At 51.8% G+C, this 21833-nt stretch carries 13 protein-coding genes, 1 tRNA gene and 1 pseudogene; 2 read left to right on the plus strand and 13 right to left on the minus strand.

Annotated features, from left to right (window positions below; translation table 11 throughout):
* Window positions 1–9 precede the first annotated feature (9 nt).
* From guaB to WC959_01690, 11 genes and pseudogenes are all read right to left on the minus strand, one after another.
* A complete protein-coding gene (gene guaB / locus WC959_01640) occupies window positions 10–1494 on the minus strand; it encodes an IMP dehydrogenase (protein ID MFA5687845.1) in 1485 nt (494 codons plus the stop codon).
* Between the two features lie 113 nt (window positions 1495–1607).
* On the minus strand, window positions 1608–2234 hold the full coding sequence (locus WC959_01645) for a hypothetical protein (protein MFA5687846.1): 627 nt from the start codon (window positions 2232–2234) through the stop codon (window positions 1608–1610).
* 217 nt (window positions 2235–2451) lie between these two features.
* On the minus strand, window positions 2452–2808 hold the full coding sequence (locus tag WC959_01650) for a hypothetical protein (protein MFA5687847.1): 357 nt from the start codon (window positions 2806–2808) through the stop codon (window positions 2452–2454).
* 86 nt (window positions 2809–2894) lie between these two features.
* On the minus strand, window positions 2895–3497 hold the full coding sequence (locus WC959_01655) for a sigma-70 family RNA polymerase sigma factor (GenBank protein MFA5687848.1): 603 nt from the start codon (window positions 3495–3497) through the stop codon (window positions 2895–2897).
* A 186-nt stretch (window positions 3498–3683) separates the two neighbouring features.
* Window positions 3684–6440 carry a pyruvate, phosphate dikinase gene (gene ppdK, locus WC959_01660; protein ID MFA5687849.1) on the minus strand — a complete coding sequence of 919 codons (2757 nt, stop codon included), beginning with the start codon at window positions 6438–6440 and terminating at the stop codon, window positions 3684–3686.
* Window positions 6441–6623: 183 nt separating this feature from the next.
* Complete coding sequence (locus tag WC959_01665) at window positions 6624–8705, minus strand: helicase C-terminal domain-containing protein (GenBank protein MFA5687850.1); 2082 nt, start codon at window positions 8703–8705, stop codon at window positions 6624–6626.
* Window positions 8706–8755: 50 nt separating this feature from the next.
* On the minus strand, window positions 8756–12601 hold the full coding sequence (locus WC959_01670) for a phospholipase D-like domain-containing protein (GenBank protein MFA5687851.1): 3846 nt from the start codon (window positions 12599–12601) through the stop codon (window positions 8756–8758).
* A gap of 205 nt (window positions 12602–12806) precedes the next feature.
* Complete coding sequence (locus WC959_01675; GenBank protein ID MFA5687852.1) at window positions 12807–14927, minus strand: hypothetical protein; 2121 nt, start codon at window positions 14925–14927, stop codon at window positions 12807–12809.
* Between the two features lie 126 nt (window positions 14928–15053).
* Window positions 15054–15130: transfer RNA gene (locus WC959_01680), tRNA-Val, on the minus strand.
* Between the two features lie 525 nt (window positions 15131–15655).
* Window positions 15656–16419 (minus strand): IS5 family transposase gene (locus WC959_01685; protein MFA5687853.1). Its coding sequence is split into 2 segments (ribosomal slippage): window positions 15656–16101 and window positions 16101–16419, totalling 765 coding nucleotides; the frame shifts between segments, so codons are not numbered across the junction.
* A 46-nt stretch (window positions 16420–16465) separates the two neighbouring features.
* Window positions 16466–16754, minus strand: a pseudogene (locus WC959_01690) (helix-turn-helix domain-containing protein).
* A gap of 158 nt (window positions 16755–16912) precedes the next feature.
* Between WC959_01690 and hisA the strand changes: the two are divergent.
* Window positions 16913–17641 carry a 1-(5-phosphoribosyl)-5-[(5-phosphoribosylamino)methylideneamino]imidazole-4-carboxamide isomerase gene (gene hisA, locus WC959_01695; GenBank protein ID MFA5687854.1) on the plus strand — a complete coding sequence of 243 codons (729 nt, stop codon included), beginning with the start codon at window positions 16913–16915 and terminating at the stop codon, window positions 17639–17641.
* Between the two features lie 101 nt (window positions 17642–17742).
* Window positions 17743–19065, plus strand: a complete 1323-nt coding sequence (locus WC959_01700) for a glycosyltransferase N-terminal domain-containing protein (protein ID MFA5687855.1) — start codon at window positions 17743–17745, stop codon at window positions 19063–19065.
* An 82-nt stretch (window positions 19066–19147) separates the two neighbouring features.
* On the opposite strand, the gene WC959_01705 is transcribed toward WC959_01700, so the two are convergent.
* Window positions 19148–21268, minus strand: a complete 2121-nt coding sequence (locus WC959_01705) for a polyribonucleotide nucleotidyltransferase (protein ID MFA5687856.1) — start codon at window positions 21266–21268, stop codon at window positions 19148–19150.
* Between the two features lie 173 nt (window positions 21269–21441).
* Window positions 21442–21705 (minus strand): 30S ribosomal protein S15, encoded by a 264-nt coding sequence (rpsO, locus tag WC959_01710; GenBank protein MFA5687857.1) that lies wholly within the window; start codon window positions 21703–21705, stop codon window positions 21442–21444.
* Window positions 21706–21833 lie beyond the last annotated feature (128 nt).

The raw sequence follows: 21833 nt of genomic DNA on the forward strand, positions 1-21833 counted from the left end.
TCCACATTCTCATCGACGATAGTTCGGCGCTTCTTTGGTGATTTTAATATCATGCGGATGCGCTTCGTTCATACCGGCGGCGGAAACGCGCACAAACTGGCCGTGCTCCTGCAGTTCCGGAATGGTTTTGCAACCGCAGTAGCCGAGGCTGGCCTGCAGTCCGCCGCCGTATTGTTTCAGCACTTTGCTGACGGAACCGGCGTAGGGCACAACACCTTCAATGCCCTGCGGTACAGGCTCATCTTCGTCATTCAAACCGTAACGCTGACGCGATCCCTCGCGCGATTTAATGGCGTCCAGGCTGCCCATTCCGCGATAAATTACAAACTGCCGGCCTTCGAATAGAATTTTTTCACCGGGGCCTTCATCTGTTCCGGCAAGCACTGAACCCATCATTACGCTTGAGGCGCCGGCAACGATCGCTTTTGCGATGTCGCCGGAATGCCGTATTCCGCCATCGGCAATCACCGGAATCGAACCTTTCAGTGCACCGGCGCAGTTATAAATTGCGCTGATCTGCGGAATGCCGACGCCGGCAACCACGCGCGTTGTGCAGATGGAGCCCGGGCCGATGCCGACTTTCACCGCATCCGCACCCGCTTTACGCAGTGCCAGCGCTGCTTCACCGGTGGCAATATTTCCGGCGATCACATCGATGCGCGGAAAAGTTTTTTTCACCCACGCCGTCATTTCAAGTACGCCCTGGCTGTGGCCATGTGCGGTGTCAACCACCAGCACATCCACATTTGCAGCTGCGAGCGCTTCGGCTCGTGTATAATCACCGGGTCCGATGCCGGCGCCGGCGCGCAACTGGTATTTTTCATCACGGTTATAAAGCGGGCGCGTATTTTCAATTAAATCAGCAACATCGGTGTAACTGTACAGCCCGGTAAGTTTACCGTTTTTTACGAGCGGCAGTTTGCCGATTTTATTTTTCTGCATGATTTCATACGCCTGCTGCAGTGTTGTGGTTTCATCGGCAGTGATCACATTTTTCGTCATAATGTCACCGGCGCGGACATCAAGGCTGCGTGCGTATTTAATATCTTTTGAGGTAAGAATTCCGGCGAGCTCCCCGGCGTCGTTCAGCACCGGGAATCCGCTGAACGTATATTTTTTTTCGTCGCGATATGCTTTGATTTGCGCAAGCGTCTGATTTTCATTAAACGTGATCGGCGTGTTGATCAGACCGTTCAAATAATGTTTTACGCGCGCAACCGCACTTGCCTGCTGTACGATCTCAAGATTTTTATGAATAATTCCGATCCCGCCGTGCAGTGCCATCGCAATCGCCATGTCCGCTTCGGTCACTGTATCCATTGCAGCGCTGAGAAAAGGAATATTCAGCCGGATATTAGTAGAGAGCTGTGTGGTGATATCCGTGTCGCCGGGCAAAAAATCAGCGTACTGTGTAATCAGCGAAACATCATCGAATGTGAGACCTTCAAACCTGAAAGTTTCCATAAATTTATCGAGGTACTTATTCTGACTCATCTTTTGTGTCCTTTTGCCGCGACAGCTTGACGTTTATCCATTGTGGAGTCAAGCAGGGCTTTTGAGTGTACGGCATCCTGTTTTTTGACAGATCAACGCGGGTCAAACCCAACTTAGAAATCTTTTTTCCACTGAATCGTCGCTTTCTGTTCTTCCGTGCCGGGAACGGTTTCGTAGCCGGCTTCCCATCCGCCGGCAGGCAGTGTAATTGCACCGCCGGAAAATTCATAATCGCCGGTTTCCGGATTTTCGGCGAAGCGGAGGCGGAATAGAGGCAGAGCCAGGTGAGGAAAAAGATAGGGTGTGATCCAGCCGCTATTAATATTGATTTCGGATGATCCGCCGGAAATGAAGTCGGAAAAATTTGAATAACTGCCGGCGGAGCTTTTCGCAACTTCAGCGAGTGTGTTCTGTAAAATTTTATCGGCAAACGTTTCACGGCTGCCGCGTGTAGCGGGCAGTGCTGGGATATCAATATTTGTACGCCAGTCGGCGAGTGGAAACGCCGGTACTTCAATTTCACCGGCGCCGGCGGAAAGCACCGGCGCCGGTGTTTTAATTTTTCCAGTCTTAAAAAAATAAAATACGGTGAGTCCGACGATGAATGCTGCCGCGAATGCAAATAAAATTAAACTGTTTTTCCGGTTGAGCATAGATTGAATTTTTTGACCATTAATACGGTACCAGCATACAATACATTCCAAATAATTAAATGAATTAACCGGTCCTTCACATAACACAATTTCCGTTCGTGATGAAAATAAATTAAAAAATCGGAATCAGCGGTTATCCGCACTGAAAACAAAACTGCTCTAAAGGAGTGCATACGGTATTCATCTGCCGGGAACTGTGTGTTCAGCAGTTCACTGCCGATTTTTTCTCCGATAGATCCATTCCAAACCCGCACATTACGCCGGCGCAACCGAATTGAATGATCCGGCAGAGACGATCGGAAATTTATTCTTCAAATGAGGTCAGCATTGATGGAACAGAGGTTGCCACCGGACGGCGAATATTAAAAATATTTGTGGTAACTTGCGGCTGATTGGTGGCAACAGCGGTAGCTGTTAGGACCGCCATGGCATCATTGATCGATTCAGGCTTCTCTATGGATAATGTCGGGTTTTCATGCAGTGCGTTCAGCGGACGGTTGATGAGGTGCATGCCAAGAAATAAAATGAAAAGGGCGGCTATTCCGTAACGAGGCCGCTCTAATATCCATGAAAATCCTTTTTCCGGAAAAAGAAGAATTGACGCCGGAGCATTGTCCGTATTACGAACGGCACGCATGATGCTCTGAATATTTTTTTCCACCCGGTCTTCATTGGGACGCTCATACGCTTTGAGTGCAAGTAGTCCGATTAGATCCGACTCACTGATTTTCTGCTTTTCACTCTTCATTATTTCGCAAACTCCGCGAGTTCCGCCTGTAACTGCTGCCGCGCATAAAAAAGACGCGACCGCACGGTTCCTTCAGAAGTGTGCAGGATGCGGGCTATTTTTGCATGAGGGACTCCCTCAATATCATGCATCACGACCACTGCTCTATGCTTCTCGGACAGCTTCATGAGGGCTTCGTTCATTTTTTTCTGAAATTCTCCAAGACTCATCTTGCGAAGTACCGATCCTTTGCTGGAAAATTCCCGGTAAGATTCGGCCAGTTTGATGTCGGGATCGAACTCATCAAAGCTGATATTCTGCCGGCGGTTGCGTTTTTTTCTGAAATTAATCGTCCGGTTCAGGGCAATGCGGTAGATCCAGGTGTAAAATCCTGACTGTTCGCGGAAGCGCCCGAGTGCCTTCCACGCCCGCACAAAAACATCCTGTGTAACATCTTCTGCATCTTCTCGGTTGTTTACCATGCTGTAAACCAGCCCGTAAATTTTTTTATAATAACGGCGCGTCAGCTCCTCGTAGGCGGAATGATCTCCCGCCTGCGAACGATGAACCAGATCCAGATCGACCGGTTCATCCGCCTTCAACTGTTCTTCCCGCTCCGTCATTGACAAATTTTTCCTTTTTTATTCTTTTATCAGACTTCGGAGCAATTTGAAACGGTGAATTTCGAATATCGAACAAAACGCCGGAAAATTTCTGAAAATCAAAAACCGCCGGAAATTTTCCGACGGTTTTGGTAGGGACGCCTCGATGAGGCGTCCGCGATGGCTTCATCGAAGCCGCCCTGCCATTTAGCTCTGAATTGCAGCCTGCGCGGCGGCCAGACGTGCAATCGGCACGCGGAACGGCGAGCAGCTGACGTAATTCAGGCCGGCTTTACAGCAGAACTTCACGCTGGCCGGATCGCCGCCGTGTTCACCGCAAATACCGCATTTCAGTTCCGGACGGATTGAACGACCTTTCTCAACGCCGCTCTTTACAAGCTGTCCGACGCCGGATTGGTCAAGGCTCTGGAACGGATCGCACAGCAGCAGTTTTTCTTTCAGATAATCCGGCAGGAATGTGCCGATATCGTCACGGCTGAAGCCGAATGTCATTTGGGTCAAGTCGTTCGTGCCGAAGCTGAAAAATTCGGCAGTGTCGGCCACTTCGTCGGCGGTCAACGCCGCGCGCGGAGTTTCGATCATTGTACCGACCAGATATTTCAGCTTTACGCCCTCTTTCTTAATCACCTCTTCTGCAGTACGGCGGATGATTTTTTCAAGGAAGTCGAGTTCGGCTTTCGTGGCGATCAGCGGAACCATGATTTCCGGCAGAACTTTGATTTTTTTCTTTGCTTTCGCAACTTTGCAGGCCGCACCGATAATCGCCGCTGTCTGCATGACGCAAAGCTCCGGATAGGTGATTGAAAGACGGCAGCCGCGGTGACCAAGCATCGGATTGAATTCATGCAGCTGCGCGGCGCGATCCGTAACCTTTTTTAGCGGGATGCCAAGACGCTTTGCCATCTCTTTCTGATCTTTCGGCGTATGCGGCACAAACTCATGCAGCGGCGGGTCAAGCAGACGCACCGTTACCGGCAGACCGTCCATTGCTTTAAAGATGCCTTCAAAATCTTTCTGCTGAAGTTTTAGCAGTTTACCAAGTGCTTTTTTGCGGCCGGTTTCATCGTCGGCAAGAATAAACTCGCGGATTGCCCAGATACGGTCACCCTCAAAGAACATGTGTTCCGTGCGACAGAGTCCGATTCCTTCGGCACCGAACGCGCGCGCGTTCGAAGCGTCTTTCGGCGTATCGGCATTCGTACGGACATTAATTTTGCGCGCGGCATCCGACCACTGCGAAATCTGTTCGTACATTTTATAAATCGGGTGTTTTTTCGCCGCAGCGTTATTGTCAATCACACCGGCAACCACCGGGCTTGACTGCGTCGGAATTTGACCCTCGTACACGATTCCGGTGGAACCGTTCAGGCTGATCCAGTCACCGGCTTTATAGTTTTTCCGGTCGACGGTTACAGTACGTTTTTTATAATCGATCTGCAGAGCGCCGGCGCCGCAAATACAGCATTTGCCCCAGCCGCGCGCAACGACCGCCGCGTGCGATGTCATTCCGCCGGTAGACGTGAGCACGCCTTGGGCCGCCCACATTCCGCCCACATCTTCCGGGCTTGTTTCGTGACGAACCAGGATTACTTTAGCATTCGGATCTTTGGCAACTGCCGCTTCGGCTTCTTTCGCTTCAAATACAATTTTACCCACCGCCGCGCCGGGCCCCGCCGGCAGCGCCGATGTAATTGCTTTGGCTTTCTTTTCCGCAGCCACGTCAAAAATCGGGAACAGCAGCTGTTCGAGGTCATCGCCGGAAACCGTCATGAGCGCCTCTTTCTGTGTCAGAATTTTCGGCAGTGTTTTTCCGGTGAACACATCTTTTCCGGTCGCCATTTCTACAGCCCAGCGCACACCGGCGAGACCGGTGCGTTTGGCGTTGCGTGTCTGCAACATCCACAGTTTGCCTTCCTGTACGGTGAATTCAACATCCTGCGGATATTTATACTGGCGCTCCAGGCGATCCATAATTTTCAACAGATCGGTATGCGCTTTTTTCCAGACCGGAGATTTTTCATGCGGCATTTCATCGAGCTGTTTCGGCGTACGGATTCCGGCCACCACGTCTTCGCCCTGCGCGTTAATCAGATATTCTCCCATCGGCTTGCTGTCGCCGGTGCCGCCATCGCGCGTAAACGCCACGCCGGTACCGGACTCCTCACCCATATTACCGAATACCATCGTGCAGACATTCACCGCCGTGCCGAGCAGTCCAGTCACTTTATTAATCTGCCGGTATTTTTCAGCGCGCTCGGAATTCCATGAACCGAACACCGCGCGAATCGACAGATCAAGCTGCTGCATCGGATCCTGGGGGAAGGGTTTCTTCACTTTGTTCAGATAAACTTTTTTATAAATTTCGACGAGCTCTTTGAGCTGATCCGCCGTGAGATCGGTATCTTCTGCCGCTTTATATTTTTGCTTCAGTTTTTTCAGTTCCACTTCAAAATCGTGGTGTGTCAGACCGGTATACGGACCCATCACGACGTCGCCGAACATATCAATAAACCGGCGGTAGCAGTCCCAGCCCGTACGTTCCTTGCCGGTTTGTTTGATAAATCCCAGCACTGATTTATCCGTCAGACCAAGATTCAACACAGTATCCATCATGCCCGGCATCGAAATTGCCGCGCCGGAACGGACTGAAACGAGCAGCGGATCATTCGGATCACCGAGTTTTTTGCCCATCAGTTTTTCAAGTTTGCCGAGCGTCTTTTTCAGCTGATCCTCCATGCCTTCAGGATAACGGCCGCCGTTTTTGCTGTAGCAGGCGCAGGCTTCGGTCGACACCGTGAAGCCCGGGGGCACCGGAAGATTTGCGTTCGCCATTTCGGCCAGATTGGCACCTTTGCCGCCGAGAATTGCTTTCATGCTGCTATCGCCTTCGGTGTGCTCTTTGCCGAAGCCGTAGAAATAAACGTACTGCTTACCTTTTGCCATTTTGGCTCTCCTATTCGGTTTATATAAAAAGCGCGCCCGACCTTTTCTTTACCACGGACACGCAAAAAAATGCATGCTAGCAGAGCACAATCTGCTGTCAAGGCCAGGATACATTCCCGGGCAAAACACTAAACTGGAAGTAACGCTCCCTGCGGCAAGCCACCGGAAGTTTCTCTTTTCTGATTATTCATCCACCTCGACGGGGCAGTCGGGCAGGGCCTGTAAAAACAGGCGGCCGTACCATTTGTGCATTACACGCGGGTCAAGAATCACAACGGTGCCTTCGTCGCTTGCGGTGCGGATTAAACGCCCGACGCCCTGCCGGAATTTGATGACGGCGGACGGCAGTGAATAGTTGCGGAACGGGTCACTGCCGGATTCTTTAATCTGTTCCATGCGCGCCTGCACAAGCGGCTGATCCGGCACAGCGAACGGCAGTCGCACAAGAATGATATTACTTAACGCATCTCCGCGCACATCCACGCCCATCCAGAACCGGTCTAAACCGAACAGCGCCGCCGCGCCGTGCTCACGGAAGCGTTTGAGCATCGACTGCGGAGAAAGTCCGGCGCCCTGTACAAACAGTTCAATGCCGGATTCTTCGAGCGTATCTTGTACCTGTCCGGCGACGCGGCGCATGAAACCGGCATTGGTAAAAAGCACGAATGTTCGTCCGCCGGATTTCAGAATATAGTGCGGCAGAGTGCGTATGACAGCCTCTTCATAAGCGCATTCATTCAGCGGATCAGGCATTCCCGCTGGAATTTTAACGCGCATCTGCCGGCTGTAATCGAACGGTGAATCGACGACGAGCTCGTCGCAGTGCTCCGCGCCGATCCGCCCGCGAAACCAGTTTAGTGTATCACCGACGGCGAGCGTAGCGCTGGTCATAATCACCGCCGGAATTTGGTCGAACACAATTTTATGCAGAATTCCCGCGACGTCCACCGGCGCCGAATAAAGCACCGGCTGTTTATGCGTTTTGCCTTCGAGTGCAATCCAGTAGACATGCCCATCTGCATTCTGTTTTAAAAACGCCGTGAGCATGTCCATAAAATATTTGCCTTTGGTGCGTACCGACTGCAGTTCCGCTTTCAATTCTTCGTTTTCCATGTCGCGGATCAGCACGCCGAGATGCACGTCCATTTCTGCGAGCTGGTCCGGTAGCATCGTATCAATTTCCGGCGGTTGACACAGGCGTACCACCGGATGATCATCTGACAGTTTAAACTGCCGTTTTACTGTTTTAAAAAACTTTGTACTTTCGTTCCAGGTGCGATTCGTAATATCGGCACCGCGTCCGTCGCGCAACACCGCAAACAGCCCTTTCTGATTATCCTGCGTGAACAGCCGGCGCAGCCAGTGTTCAAGTGCGTAGCGTGAAAGCCGGATGCCGAGATTTTCCGCGGCGACGTTTTCCATCTGATGTGCTTCATCAAACACCACAAAGCTATAATCCGGCAGAAATGCGCCGCCGGACGCGCGCACCGCCAGTTCCGCGAAAAACAGATGATGATTTACAATCAGCAGATTTGCCTCATGCAAACCGGCGCGCGCTTTCATCATAAAACAGCGGTCATAATCCGGACAGCGCCGCCCGAGGCAGTTGCCGTCTTCCACACACACCGCGCTCCAGAGATCCGCCGGGGGTTGCGGTTCAACTTCCTGCCGGCTGCCTTCCGTCGCCGTATCCGCCCATGCGCGCAGCCGGTCGAGCTCGAGCTTTTTCGACGTATCAAACAGATCGCCGCTCATCTGCTGCGCGCGCGCCAGCCGGCGCAGACAAAGATAATTTGAGCGGCCCTTTACCAGCCGTGCTTTAAACTCTGTGCCGAGCGCATCGCGCAGAAACGGAATATCTTTCTCCATCAACTGTTCTTGCAGTGTAATCGTATACGTTGCCACCACCGCACGCGTATTCTGCGCCAGCGCATTGAGAATCAGCGGGACCAGATAGGCAAAGCTTTTACCGACGCCGGTGCCGGCTTCCACCGCCAGATGGCACGAGCTCGCACACGCTTCCGCTACAGCCCGCGCCATTTTCTGCTGCTGCGGCCGCACTTCAAACGGAAACTCTTCACCGGCGTGTGCCTGCTCCAGTGCGCCGCCGGGTGCAAAAAAGCGCTCTGTTACCGTCAGTGTTTCAGGATGTTCAACCGGACGAATCATAAATTCCAGCCATAATTGCAGATCGCCGGCGGCGGTGCAAAAAGATAGCGGTATTTTCGTTTTATGCGGATAAGAGACAAATTGTAAAAGTAACAAAACTGTCTGCGTTGAGTTTTTGCAGTGCTGAACGCCGGCGGGCATCCTTTTCATCGAATAAGACTGTGAGTTTCATCGGCTGGTCGTATCTGTACACGATAAAAATTTTGTCCAGCGCGGTGGACAGAATCCGTCCACGAATTTTGCGGATACATAATTCCGGCGGCAATCATTTGGAACGGTTCGGTCAGGTTTACGGTGTGTTCGATGGAATAAATGCGCTCCGGCACAGAGCTCCACTGCAAGGTGATCCCGGCGGCTGATTGAATGGTAAACAGGGAGTTCGCGTCAAACAGATCGGTTCCGGCGATCATTTCGGCAGCGTTTGAAACCCCGTCACCGTCTTCATCGCCGCTGGAATGAACAACGATGCAACTGCCGATGGTTTCGTTTTCGGATGCGCGGACCAGCATAACGGTTTGTCTGTTTTCTTCCCAAAGCAGTGCCGCCGGCGGTGCGACGACGCACCGGATATTTTCAAAGCTCACCTGAATCAGTTCATCTCCGGAATTCAGTTGGAAAATTTTTCCGTACCGCAGACCGGAAAATGAATTGGTGATTACACCGCTGGACATCAGATGAATTTTCTCTACCTCGACCGGTGCCGGAATACCGGCGACACTCAGGCGGAAAATTCCGCTGTTCAGCCAGTTTGTAATTGTAACGGCGGGGCGGAATGAAAATGCGTCAACTGCGGTTAATGAGATTTGCCGCCAGCACTCACCGTTTTCTAACACAAAAATCCGGCGCGGATAGAATCCGCGAAACCAGCCGCTGATCCGGCTGTCCGTTGCGCCGGAAACTGCTGCCGCCGGTTCAACGGTGCATGTGCCAAGCACACGATCATCCACACCGATCAACCGCATCAGCAGCTGTCCGCCTTTTTCAAACCGCCAGACGCGCGCCGGAAGCTCATTCATCGGAACATGTTCAAAACTGATTTGTTTCCATGCGGTGCCGTCGGTCAGCTCAAAAACAGTTTCATAATGCAGCCCGGAAAATTTTCCGGTGATGAATGTTTCGATGATATCAATCTGCTCAACTTCAACATAACCGGAAACACCGGCGACGATCATGCGGCGCTGTCCGAACTGATTAGTGATTGTCACTGCGGGACGATACAGCGGCGCGACGCGTTTTACACCCCCGACCGTCTGCTGCCAGAACTGTCCGTTGTTCAGTTTAAAAATGGTGTCGCCGCTCCAGCCGTAAAAATTTCCGGCAATCTGAGCGGAACTTGCCACGGTAATTTTCAGAGTCAGTTCGCGCGTGCCGGCAAAGCCTTCCGCGAAAATTTTCGCGGTATGCACGCCGTAGAGCGGCAGATCCCACGCCAGAATTCCGGTGACTGAATTTGTGCCGGTCGCGCCGGAAAATGTTGCGCCGACCGGCAATTCGCCGATGCTCAGTGTAATTACATCGGTGCAAACCGGATTTGTGGCGGTAATCGTTAAGCGTAATTTATCTCCGGCGAAAACAAACGCCTCTGTTTCGTTGATAAATTCCGGGCGCGGGCCGTGCACACCGGGATTCATCTCATGAACGCCGGCATCGGTAATTATCCATTCCTCTTCATCCCAGCCGGTCGACGGATGCAGTACATGACGTTTACGTTCAGCGCGTCCGTCGGTATAATCCCAGTTTGTACCGCTGCCGTTTACATCGCGCTCGCCGAACATATCTATCAGAATTCCGGTGCGATGATCACCGGAGCGGAAGAGGAAATAGGCATCGATGCCGTTGCCATCGACACCGGTACTTTCCTGATCGGGCACGATGCCGTACGCGCCGTAAAAATCGTCGGCGCTTTTGGCAATCACATAGGTTGAAACGGCATCGACAAGTCCGGTGAGTGCAATCGCACTCCAGCTGGTGCCGCCGTTATTCTGCCGGCATAAAAACCACCGTTCTGCCGCCAGATCAATTTCGGTCGCACCGGCGTTATACAATTCAACAAACCGTTTTGTGTCGCCGCCAGTACCGGCGGGATCGGCGACTTCAGAGATGAAAAACTGCGGACGCGGTGTCACTGCAATCCGCACCGCGTTCGTTGTTGCGCCGTCCTTGTCTTCCGCAATAAACAGTACGGTATAACTGCCGGCAGGCGCCGCCGGATTCCACCGGAAAATTCCGTTGGTAAAAATTGCGCCGTACGGCAGCGATTCCGCGCGCAGCGAAAAGCTATCGCCGTCAACTGCATCGCGTGCCGTGACAGGGAATGAAACTTCCGTGCCTTCAAAAACATTCTGATCATCGATAACATCAATGACCGGCGGCTGATTATATGCGTCGCCGGTAATCATAATTGTATCAATTCGTCCGGCGCCGGCGCTCGCAACAGCTGCGCCGTTTACAGCGGTGTTGTTCACCATCAGCCAGCGCAGAAAAACATTCGACTGATTATTGCATTCCGGCGGCAGCGGAACGCGCGTGAGCAGTGCATAACTGTTTGCCGCCGGAATTATAACTTCACCGCCGGCGACATCGGTATATTCATCGCCGCCGGTTTGATACTGCAATTTAAAATTCGCCGGTCCGGTGGCTGTCGCGGTTTGCACAGATGAAAGTTTAATATTCCGGTGCTTAACCGTGTTGATTTGAATTTCCCAGTACGCCGTGTGTGCGCCGCCGTTCCAGCCGTTCGCCGTCAGCATTCCACTGGTGAATGAATAGGCGGCCGGTTCCGGCACGCGTGTAATTTCTGCATTCAGATTCGCCGTAACTCCGGCATCGGCAACCCGGTCGCTATCTGCAAAGTTCCATTCGGCGAGCACCGAATTTCCGCCGGAAAAAATTCCGGTGCCGGTAACGCGCTGAAAGTGCTCCGTAAATTTTTGTGCGATTCCGGTGTGCCGTAAAATTAATACCGTTTCGTCATTTTGGTTTAAACCGGCGAGTCCTTCGGCTGTCCAGTTTGCCGAGCCGTGAATCACCGCCGCGTTTGTTCTGCCGGGATCAATCACCATATATTTCGCGTGAATCAAATCCTGCTGACCGGAATCCGCTGCGGAATAATCGGCGCGTGCGGCGGCGGTGAAAAACTGAACATGATGGGTGAGTGATGAATAGACTGCGTGCGAAACTTTGCCCGCATCTGTATCGCTGCGCGGCATCACGCCGGAAATTTTTACACCGCGCGCCGCCGCCGCAATCAGCGCATCGCGCACTGCGGTGCGGTTCAATTTATTGAGTGCAAAAATAATTTCGTGTTCCGCACCGTTAATCAGCTCGATGATATCTGCTTCGGCAGTGCTGCCGGAATCAGGGTAGGGCGCAAAACGAACCATATTTGCACCGGAATTTCCAAAATAAAAAACTGCACCGTCGTGTGCATGCGATTTGTCGGCATGATCGTGAAACCGGCCGGCGAACAGTTCATCGGTTTCGGCTTTATAAATGGAATAAAAATCATCGCTGCGGATTTCCACGGCGATGTTCCATTGATTCGCGCTGGCGGCGAGCGTGAAGTTCCATGATGCGACCATAACCACTTTATTGTTGATTCCGTAATCAAAGAGTCCGAGTTTGGTATGCATAATTCCGCCGGCGTGATCGTCGAGCGTCAATCGCAGCGGATTGATCGTGCGCGCCGTTAAATCACGCAATGAAAATCTGCCGCCGTATTGAATATCCGTTTCTGCTTCGTTGTCGACGATAAAACGGATTTGCGCGCCGCGATCAAGTGCGGCGTCGATGGCGTTAATGATTGTTCCGGCGCCTTCGTTCGCCGAGAATGTAAAGGTTGTCAGTGTTGCTTCATGCCCGGTGTTGAGCTGATTGATCCGCTCAATGAATGCGTCGCGAATAATAAACTGTTCGGGATAGGTGACGCCGGACTGCGACTGATGCGGCAGATTATAATAAACGTTCCATTCCGCCGGAACGGATTTTACCAAGAGGAAACAAAGGAAACAGAATTTTTTTACCGCAGATAATACAGATTTAAACGGATGCAAAATCAGATTAGACTGAAGAATCGGCCACCAAAAACACAACAATCCATGAAAATAATAACTTGTGTTTTTTTGTGCTTTTTGTGGCAACTGAAAATTGATGTCCATTCGCGATTTCTTAATCCGTTTTTATTCATGTTATTTGCGGTTACAGATTCCGCCGGTTTCCGGCGGCATCAACCTGATTGGCGGTGACAAAAATCAGCAGATTACGTTTGATGCTGCGTTCGCCTTCGGAGCGGAATAGACGCCCGATCAATGGGATTTTCCCGAGCACCGGCACACTGTCTTTAAACGTTTCGAGATGTTCTTTAATCAGCCCGCCCATTGCGATGGTTGTGCCGTCCTGGATGGTTACGGCAGTGTTGACTTTGCGCGTTTTGAACACAGGGCGGCGCGCGAAAAGGCGGTCGGCCTGCCGCTGCGATGTCCCCAGTACTTCTTTGAGCTCCTGTCCGTTTAACATGCTTTCTATGGAAAATGCGTTGTTGTTTCCGCCAGTGAAAAACGGCCAGAGTGTAGCGACATGTTCCTGATTAAATCCGGCGAGCTCGCGGATTTCCGGCGCCAGTTTCATATTGATCGTGCCGTTTTCGGAATCGAGCTCCGGTGTGACTTCAAGTATAACGCCGGTACGCTGCTCTTCATAGTCTAGAGGAATTAAACTGGTCTGTGCGTATCGCTCAATGCCGACATCGAATGCGGTCGGATACCAGTGCACTTCGCCGACGTGAATGGAAGCGGTTTCTCCGCTTTTCGTTAAAATTTTCGGCGCGGAAAGCAGATCGGAGCCGGAGGTGCGCTCGAGCGCGCGGATAATTAAATTCGCCGGCGTACCTTGTACTTTTTGAATCAGCAGTTCGCCCGCCGGACCGGTAAGCCCGGTGCGGATGGTGTCGCCGGAAATTCCAACGGGAATACTGAATGCGGTTTCACCGGTGCGCAGTGTATCGGAAAAAAGTTTCTGCCCGCCGGGCATGCTCCAGCGATCCTGATTAATCCAGTCGCCGGCGGCGCCGACTGTCCATTCAAAACCCAGTTCGTCGAGCGCGCCCTGAGCGACTTCAATAAATTTCGTTTCAATTTCAACCTGCCGCGCACTTTCTTCGAGCGCACGGCGGGTGTAACGGCGCAGCAGGGTGTCGATCTTTTCAATATGCTTCGGCGAATTGCGCACGAGCAGCATGCCGAATTCCGGACTGTACTGTGCGCTCGTTCCCGGCGGAAACGGCACGGTGCCGAAAAATTGGCGCACGTCGATCATACCGTTTGAACTCTCCGGCGCGCCGGAAGCCAGCATGTGCCGTACAACGGATTGAATGATGTCGAATTCCGCAGCGACCATCTGCGCCGGCGATTCATAATTGACCGGCGTTATGCTGACCATGCTGGTTCCAATCTCATATTTCATGCCGGCAATTTGTGTGACGATCTCCAGCGTTTCCAGTGCGGACAGTGCAGTGCCGGAAAATGTAATCAGCGGCAATACGGTATCGGAAATTCCAAAGACGACGAAGTTGACCCCTTTGTGTTCCGGATCAAGTTTCCGGCAGAGCGCCGACAGTTCGAGTACGACCTGCTGAATATCGGCATCATGAAATGCAATCGCCGGAATAAAAATTGTTTCCAGTTTTGTGCGCAGCGCAGCGATTTTCTGTTCTTCCGCCGACAGTTCATGCTCTTCCAGTAGATCCGCCGGAACCTTTCCGGCGGGCGCCGGCGAGCTCCACGCGGACTGAACGTCGGCAAGCATGCGCTTGCGCGTAGCATCATATAATTTTTCTGCGCCGGAATCTTTCTTTTCGGCAACACGCTTAAGCCAGTAGGCTGCATCATTTTGGTAGGCCGGAATTCCGGCAACCGATTCAAATAAATTTTGCGCGCGGTCGAAATCGTCGGAACAGTACGCCGCTTTGGCTTCATCAAATTGCACTGCCGGTGCCGGCATTTCTTCCAGCGGCTGATATTCCGGCACATCGATGATGATGATTTCTTCCGGCGGAGTATCAGTCACTTCCGGTGGATGTTCCGGCGCAACAAACACCGGCGGCGGTGTGACTGATAAAACCGGCGGTCGAATTTCCAGTGCAGTTTCCGGTTCTGATTCTTCTGCCGGCGGATTTTCTGGCGGCGGTGTGATGACTGGCACAACGGACGCCGTACCGGGATCAAATTCAAAATCGTCCAGACCGGCGAAAATATCATCGGCGCGACTGGCGGCAGAAGATATCATCAGCATCGCAGTAACGGTGCAGCAGGAAAAATTCATAACACTCCTTTTCCGTAAAATTCACGAAGCGGAGTGAAGAATAAAAACTTTTAAAGATAAAGCAAGAAAATAGGTTGGAAAAACAAGTATCGATTTTTAGAATAAAGATTGAAATCAATAAAAAACTGGTGGGCGATACAGAACTCGAATCTGTGACCTCTTGCATGTCAAGCAAGCGCTCTAACCAACTGAGCTAATCGCCCGAAAGAGGTGGTACGCTATATGAGTGCAGGGCTGCTTGTCAATACGTAGAAATAAAGTAAAAGAAATAAGTATTGATGCCATAGAAACACATAAAAAAAACTGTCACGCCCGACGACTTGTGCAGCGATTTCACGATCAATTTCGACAAAGGATTCAAACATGAGAACAGCGTTGCGGAATCGGCTGGCGGGAATCTCTGGCCGGTTCATTCTGTTGCTAAACGGTCATCCGGAAATCTGGAAACTGTTCGCAGGTTTTAACATTCAAAAATCGCACTGATGAAATATTTCATCAGAAAAAGTGCGGCCGGCAGAAAAAAAGACCGTGCTGAAGTTCTCATACAAAATGTTTGAAGCGGTGTTGCAGCGCCGGTGGAGGATCCCTGCAAGTTGTATCAAACCGCTGTCACATCCGGTTTTTTTTGCGTGTCTTTGTACAAAGTCGCCGCACCTGCAGGAATCAAAATAAATCGTTGATTTTCAGTTTATTCCAGCTGGTTTCATAATATTAAACTCTAGAACGTGTTAACACAAACGCAAGAATTCCACGATGAACGCGAAGACAATGAATCCTAAAAACATAATGTCCAGTTTGTCATACCAGGTAAATTCCCGGCGATAGGATTTCACCCGCTGGATGAGTCGCTCAACCTCATTTCGTCTTTGATAGATTATTGTATCGTAATCCCATGGGTTTTTCCGGTTCGGGTTAGGCGGAACAACAGGTATAAACCCGAGCGCCTGAGCCGGTTCTCGGGTTTCATCCTCTTCATACGCGCGATCCATAAGCAGATGGCATGGTTCCGGGATTCTGCCCATGCGCATCAGCAGTTCTCTGCCCCGCGGCGCGTCACCCTCGTTGCCGGTAGACAAGCAGAAAATTACTGCCTGACGAGCAGTTGCGGCAACCAGATGTATCTTTGTAGTTCGTCCGCCCCGTGACCGCCCGATGGCTTGCGGGCCGTTTTTTTCAACGCCCCGCAGGCATCCGGGTGAACCCGGACGCTGGTGCTGTCCAGTGACATGGCGTCGATCCGGACATAAAGCATGGCCTCTTCCTGCAGTCGAACAAAAATCCGGTTCAGTACGCCGGCTTTTGCCCAGCGGCTCATGCGGGTGTAAATGGTATGCCAGTTACCGAATTCCGCCGGCAGCGCCCGCCATTTACAGCCGTTTTCGAGCGCATAGAGAATGGCATTCATCACGGTTAGATGATCCAAAGAGACATTGCCGCGCTGCGTCGGAAATGCATCGGCAATCCGGTCGTATTGTTCCTGCGTAAGTTTCATGCGGCATTTTTACAACCATCCGTAAATAAATGCAACAGTGTTAACACGCCCTAATACATTTTAACTCGCTTTGAATACGCCTTGCCCCGATGTTACGTTTTTCGCGCAATTCCAAAACAAGCTGCCTCGTAGTCAGATCCTATTTTGGCTGCCGGGGAGTTGTGTGGTCGTCTGCTTTGGTTTTTTAATCCTGCAAGGCCTTGCGCCTGATACCGGTTCCACCATTTACGTAACGTCGATCGCGAGATGCCGCAACACCGACAAACAATCCCGGCATCCTCAAATTCTTCGTAAAGTCTTACCCATTGAAAGCGCTGCCGGATTTCTTTTTCCATTGAGGTACACTACAAATGAATTGAAATGATGTCTATGAATCACACATATTATGTAAAATCTGATGTATCCTGTAGATCCCGTTAAAAAACATTCTGGTTTTGTGATTTCTGACTTTAGACCTTTGACCTTCAGACCTTCGACCTGCTAGTTTCTTACAATGATTACAATTATTCCGGCAATTGATTTAAAGGGCGGGCGCTGTGTACGGTTGCGGCAGGGCGCAGCGGCGGACGAAACGGTGTATTCGTTTGATCCGGTGGAAACAGCGCGGATGTGGGTGAAAGAGGGCGGCGAATTTCTGCATGTGGTCGATCTGGACGGCGCGTTTCTGGGCAGGCCGGTGCACACGGAAATCCTGCGCGAAATTTGCACGGCGATTGATATACCGGTTGAAATCGGTGGCGGAATCCGTACCGATGCGGATATTGAAACGCTGTTGAATACCGGCGTTGCGCGCGTGATTCTCGGCACACGCGCATGTGAGCATCCGGAAGAGCTGGCGCGGCTGGTTAAAAAATTCGGCGGCGAAAAAATTGCGGCAGGTATCGACGCCCGCAACGGAAAAGTTCAGACGAAGGGCTGGGTTGAAACGACGGATATAACCGCGGCGGACCTGGCCAAACAAGTAGACGCTGCCGGCGTCGGCACACTTATTTATACGGACACTGCCCGTGACGGCATGATGGACGGTGTAAATGCATTTGAAACGGGGAAAATCTGTTCGGCGGTTTCCTGCAGCGTGGTGGCGTCGGGCGGTGTTTCGAGTGTAGAGGATATTAAACGGCTGGCAGCATTGAACAGTCCGAATCTTACCGGCGCTATCGTTGGCAAAGCGCTCTATGAAAAAACGGTGACCGTTAAGCAGCTTAAAAAAGTGCAAAACTGATTCCGTCATGAACCGCAATACCTGTTTGCCGGGTATTTTTTAACGGATAAGCAGTAACAAACACTTGAATATTTCACAGTGAACCGGAATTCTGTGCGGCAATGATCTGGATTTTTTACAACCTGGTTTTCCCTGTCATTTTTTTATTCATGCTGCCGAAATTTATTACGCGCATGCTGCGGCGCGGCGGTTACCGGCGCCATTTTGAACAGCGTTTCGGAATTTTCGGGCAGGGCGTGAAAGCGCGTTTTGCGGAAGGCGATCACATCTGGATTCATGCGGTCAGTGTCGGCGAACTTTTTATTGCACTGCGCTATATCGAGGAGTACCGCCGGCTGCATCCGGACGCGCTGTTTGTGCTAAGCACAACCACATCCACCGGTCACGCGCTCGCCGGGCGTAAAATTGATCCGCGCGATGTGCTGATTTATTTTCCGGTCGATCTGCCGTGTATCATTCGCCGCGTCTTCAAGATCATCCGTCCGCAAAAACTGATTCTGGTTGAAGGAGAGTTCTGGCCAAACCTCGTCCGGCGCGCATATAAATTAAAAATTCCGGTGGCGCTGATTAACGGACGCGTTTCCGATTCATCGTTCAAAGGTTATATGCTGCTGCGCCCGCTCACGCGCCGGCTGCTCGCGATGATCAACCCGATTCTGGTGCAGGGCAGACGCGACGGTGAACGGATTCTTGCAATGGGCGCACGGCCCGAAACCGTAAAGGTTCTGGGTACTGCGAAATATGATCTGCCGGCGCCGGCCGAAGATTCCGGCGCCGTTGCACGGAGCATTTTAAACTCCATCGCGGTTTCCGGCGATTCGATAATTCTGCTCGGCGGTTCAACCTGGCCCGGTGAAGAAGAGGTGCTTTGCCGGATTTATAAAACACTGCGCCGCGAAAATCCGAAAGTGTTTTTAGTCCTCGTTCCGCGCCACGCCGAGCGCCGGAATGAAGTTGTCCAGATACTTGCAGAACAAAACCTTTCATTCGCACTGCGGAGTCAATTCAATACCGCCGGCGAGACTTCCGCGCGTGTTCACACAAATGAAGCCGGAAGCCTCATCGATCATCCTGAGGTTTTAGTGGTTGATACCACCGGCGAACTGATGGATTTCTACGCGATTGCCGATCTTGTCTTCGTCGGCAAAAGTCTGTACAGCCACGGCGGACAGAATCCGATTGAACCGGCGTTGTTCGGCAAGGCGGTATTTGTCGGCCCGGGTATGGAAAACTTTCCGCTCGTTATGGAGGATTTTCTCGCCGCCGGCGCAATCTGCCAGGTGCCTGACGCCATCGTGCTTGAATACCGGATGAAACAGATGCTTGCCGATCCGGCAGCGCGCGCAAAACTTGGTGCAGCAGCTGCCGGTGTTATTGAAAAAAACCGCGGAACCATCACGCGCATGGTTGCAGAGACGGAATAGTAAATTCTGTAAATGATGCGTGATGCCTAATCAATAAAAAAGCCCGCCGGTCAGCGGGCTTTTTCGGCGAAGACGAATGAGATCATTCGGATTGATCTTCGTTGTGAGCAGCATCCATTTCCACCATCGCAGCCTTGCGGCTGAGACGGATTTTTCCGTCGCGGTCGACGTCGAGGACTTTAACCCACATTTTATCGCCTTCCTTGCAGATGTCTTCGACTTTACCGACGCGGAAGTCGGCGAGCTCGGAGATATGTACGAGTCCGTCTTTGCCCGGCAGGATTTCGACGAATGCGCCGAAGTCGCGAATGGTCTTAACGGTGCCTTCGTAGAGTTTTCCGATTTCAGCTTCAGCGGTGATCGCATTAACAGCTTTGACTGCCGAAGCCATCGCGATGGCGTCGCTGCTGAAGATATTGACGGTGCCGTCTTCTTCGATGTCGATCTGTACACCATAGGTATCGGTGATGCCGCGAATGACTTTCCCGCCGGGACCGATGAGCGCACCGATTTTTTCGGGATCGATTTGGATGACGGTGATGCGCGGTGCAAATTCAGACATTTCGGCGCGCGGTTTGGCAAGAACGCTTTCCATGTAATCCAGAATTTGCATACGGCCATCGCGGGCGAGGGCGAAGGCGCCTTCAACGAGATCCCAGCGGAGTCCGTCAATTTTGAGGTCAACCTGGAATCCGGTGATGCCGTCGCGCGTGCCGCAGACTTTAAAATCCATATCGCCGCAATGATCTTCGGTGCCGAGAATATCAAGCACGAGTTCAGCCTGATCATTTTTGCCGGTGAACAGTCCGACAGAAATTCCGCCGACCGGTTTTTTGATCGGAATTCCTGCGTCCATCAGCGCGAGCGTCCCGACACAGGCGGATGCCATGGATGACGAACCGTTAGAACCCATGATTTCGGAAACCAGGCGTATGGCGTACGGGAAATTTTCCGGCATCATCGGGCGCAGACTGCGCTCGGCAAGATTCCCGTGTCCGATTTCGCGGCGGCCGGTTGTGCCGAGACGCCCGACTTCACCGACGCTGTACGGCGGGAAGTTATAGTGCAGCATGAACGGCTTTTCTTTTTCGCCGCCGGTAACGGCGTCAACGGCCTGTGCCTCTTTTTTTGGCCCGAGCGTTACAACGGCCAGCGCCTGTGTTTCGCCGCGGTTGAACACTGCCGAACCGTGTACGCGCGGCAGTATGCCGACTTGTGCTTTGAGTTCGCGCAGTTCTTTAAAGCCGCGACCGCCGACCCGCGTGTTATGTTCCAGCACATTTTTGCGGACAGTTTCGATTTCGAGCTCATCGAACAGATGGAAATATTCGTTTTCTGGCATTTCCGGATAAATCTCGAGCAGTTTGGCTTGCAGCGATTCTTTGATCTCGCTGACTTTATCCTGCCGCTGGAGTTTATCGTTGATCGCCAGTGCAGCAAGCAGTTCAGTGCCGGCAAATTCGCGGGCTTTGCCGAGTTTTTCTTCATCCGCCACTGGGATTTCGATCACTTTCTCCGGCAGTCCAAGTTGTTTGCGCAGCTCGAGCTGTGCTTTGATGATCGGCTGAATCGCTTCGTGCGCAACTTTCATAGCGGCGACGAAATCGGCTTCACTGATTTCGTTGGCGCTGCCTTCGATCATCAGCGGCAGATCCGCCGTCCCTGCGTAGGTCAGATCGAGATCACTCTGTGCGAGCTCGGCGTGCGTCGGCATAATTACGAATTCACCGTTCACGCGGCCGATGCGTACAGCGGCGATCGGGCCCATAAACGGAATTTCAGAAATTGTCAGCGCAGCGCTGGAGGCATTGACGCTGAGAAAATCGGTATCGATAGTACCATCACAGCTCATCAGCATATTGTTGATTTGGACATCGTTATAGTAGCCCTTCGGGAAGAGCGGGCGCAACGGACGGTCGGTTACGCGTGCGGTGAGAATTTCTTTTTCGGACGGACGCGCTTCGCGTTTGAAAAAACCGCCGGGGAAACGGCCTGCCGCATAGAATTTTTCGCGGTATTCAACCTGAAGGGGGAAAAAATCCACACCTTCGCGCAGGGTTTTTGTATTGGTAACGGCGGAGAACACAATGTTGTCACCTGCTCCGCAGCTTACTGCACCGGCGGCCTGCTGCGCGAGCAGCCCTGACTCGAAGAACATCGGCTTACCGCCGACGTCGAACTTTATTTTTACTGTATCTTTCATTTCTTTCCTTACTTTCAGTTCTCAGTTGTCTGTTAATAGTTATCAGTGCATGGATAGAGAAGGGATTAAGGCGATTGATAACCGATAACTGGCAACGGGTAACTAAATAACAGCGCGCGCCGCGCGCCATAAACAAAACAGCCCCGTTATAAGAACGGGGCCGTCCTCTTGATTTAGCGGCGGAGACCGAGGCGCTGAATTAATTCTTTATAGCGCGCATCGTCTTCTTTCGCCAGATAGCTGAGCAGTTTGCGACGTTTATTGACCAGAGTGATCAATCCGCGCCGGGTGCTGTTATCTTTTTTATGCGTTTTCAGATGCTCCGTCAGTTCCGAAATACGGCCGGACATCAGTGCAACCTGCACTTCAACCGAACCCGTATCACGGTCGTGCTTCTGATATTCTTTCTTAACTTCCGCTTTAACTGCCTGATCCACGTATAGGCTCCTTCTTACCTCTAACTTTTCTTCCAACGTCTGTATTGAAGCGTCGAAATATACAGATGCGCCTATCCCTTGTAAACCGGAAAAGGTTGATTTTTTAATTTGATAACCTACCGCATAAA

The sequence above is a fragment of the Kiritimatiellales bacterium genome (assembly GCA_041656295.1).
In the GTDB taxonomy this organism is placed as follows: Bacteria; Verrucomicrobiota; Kiritimatiellia; order Kiritimatiellales; family Tichowtungiaceae; genus Tichowtungia.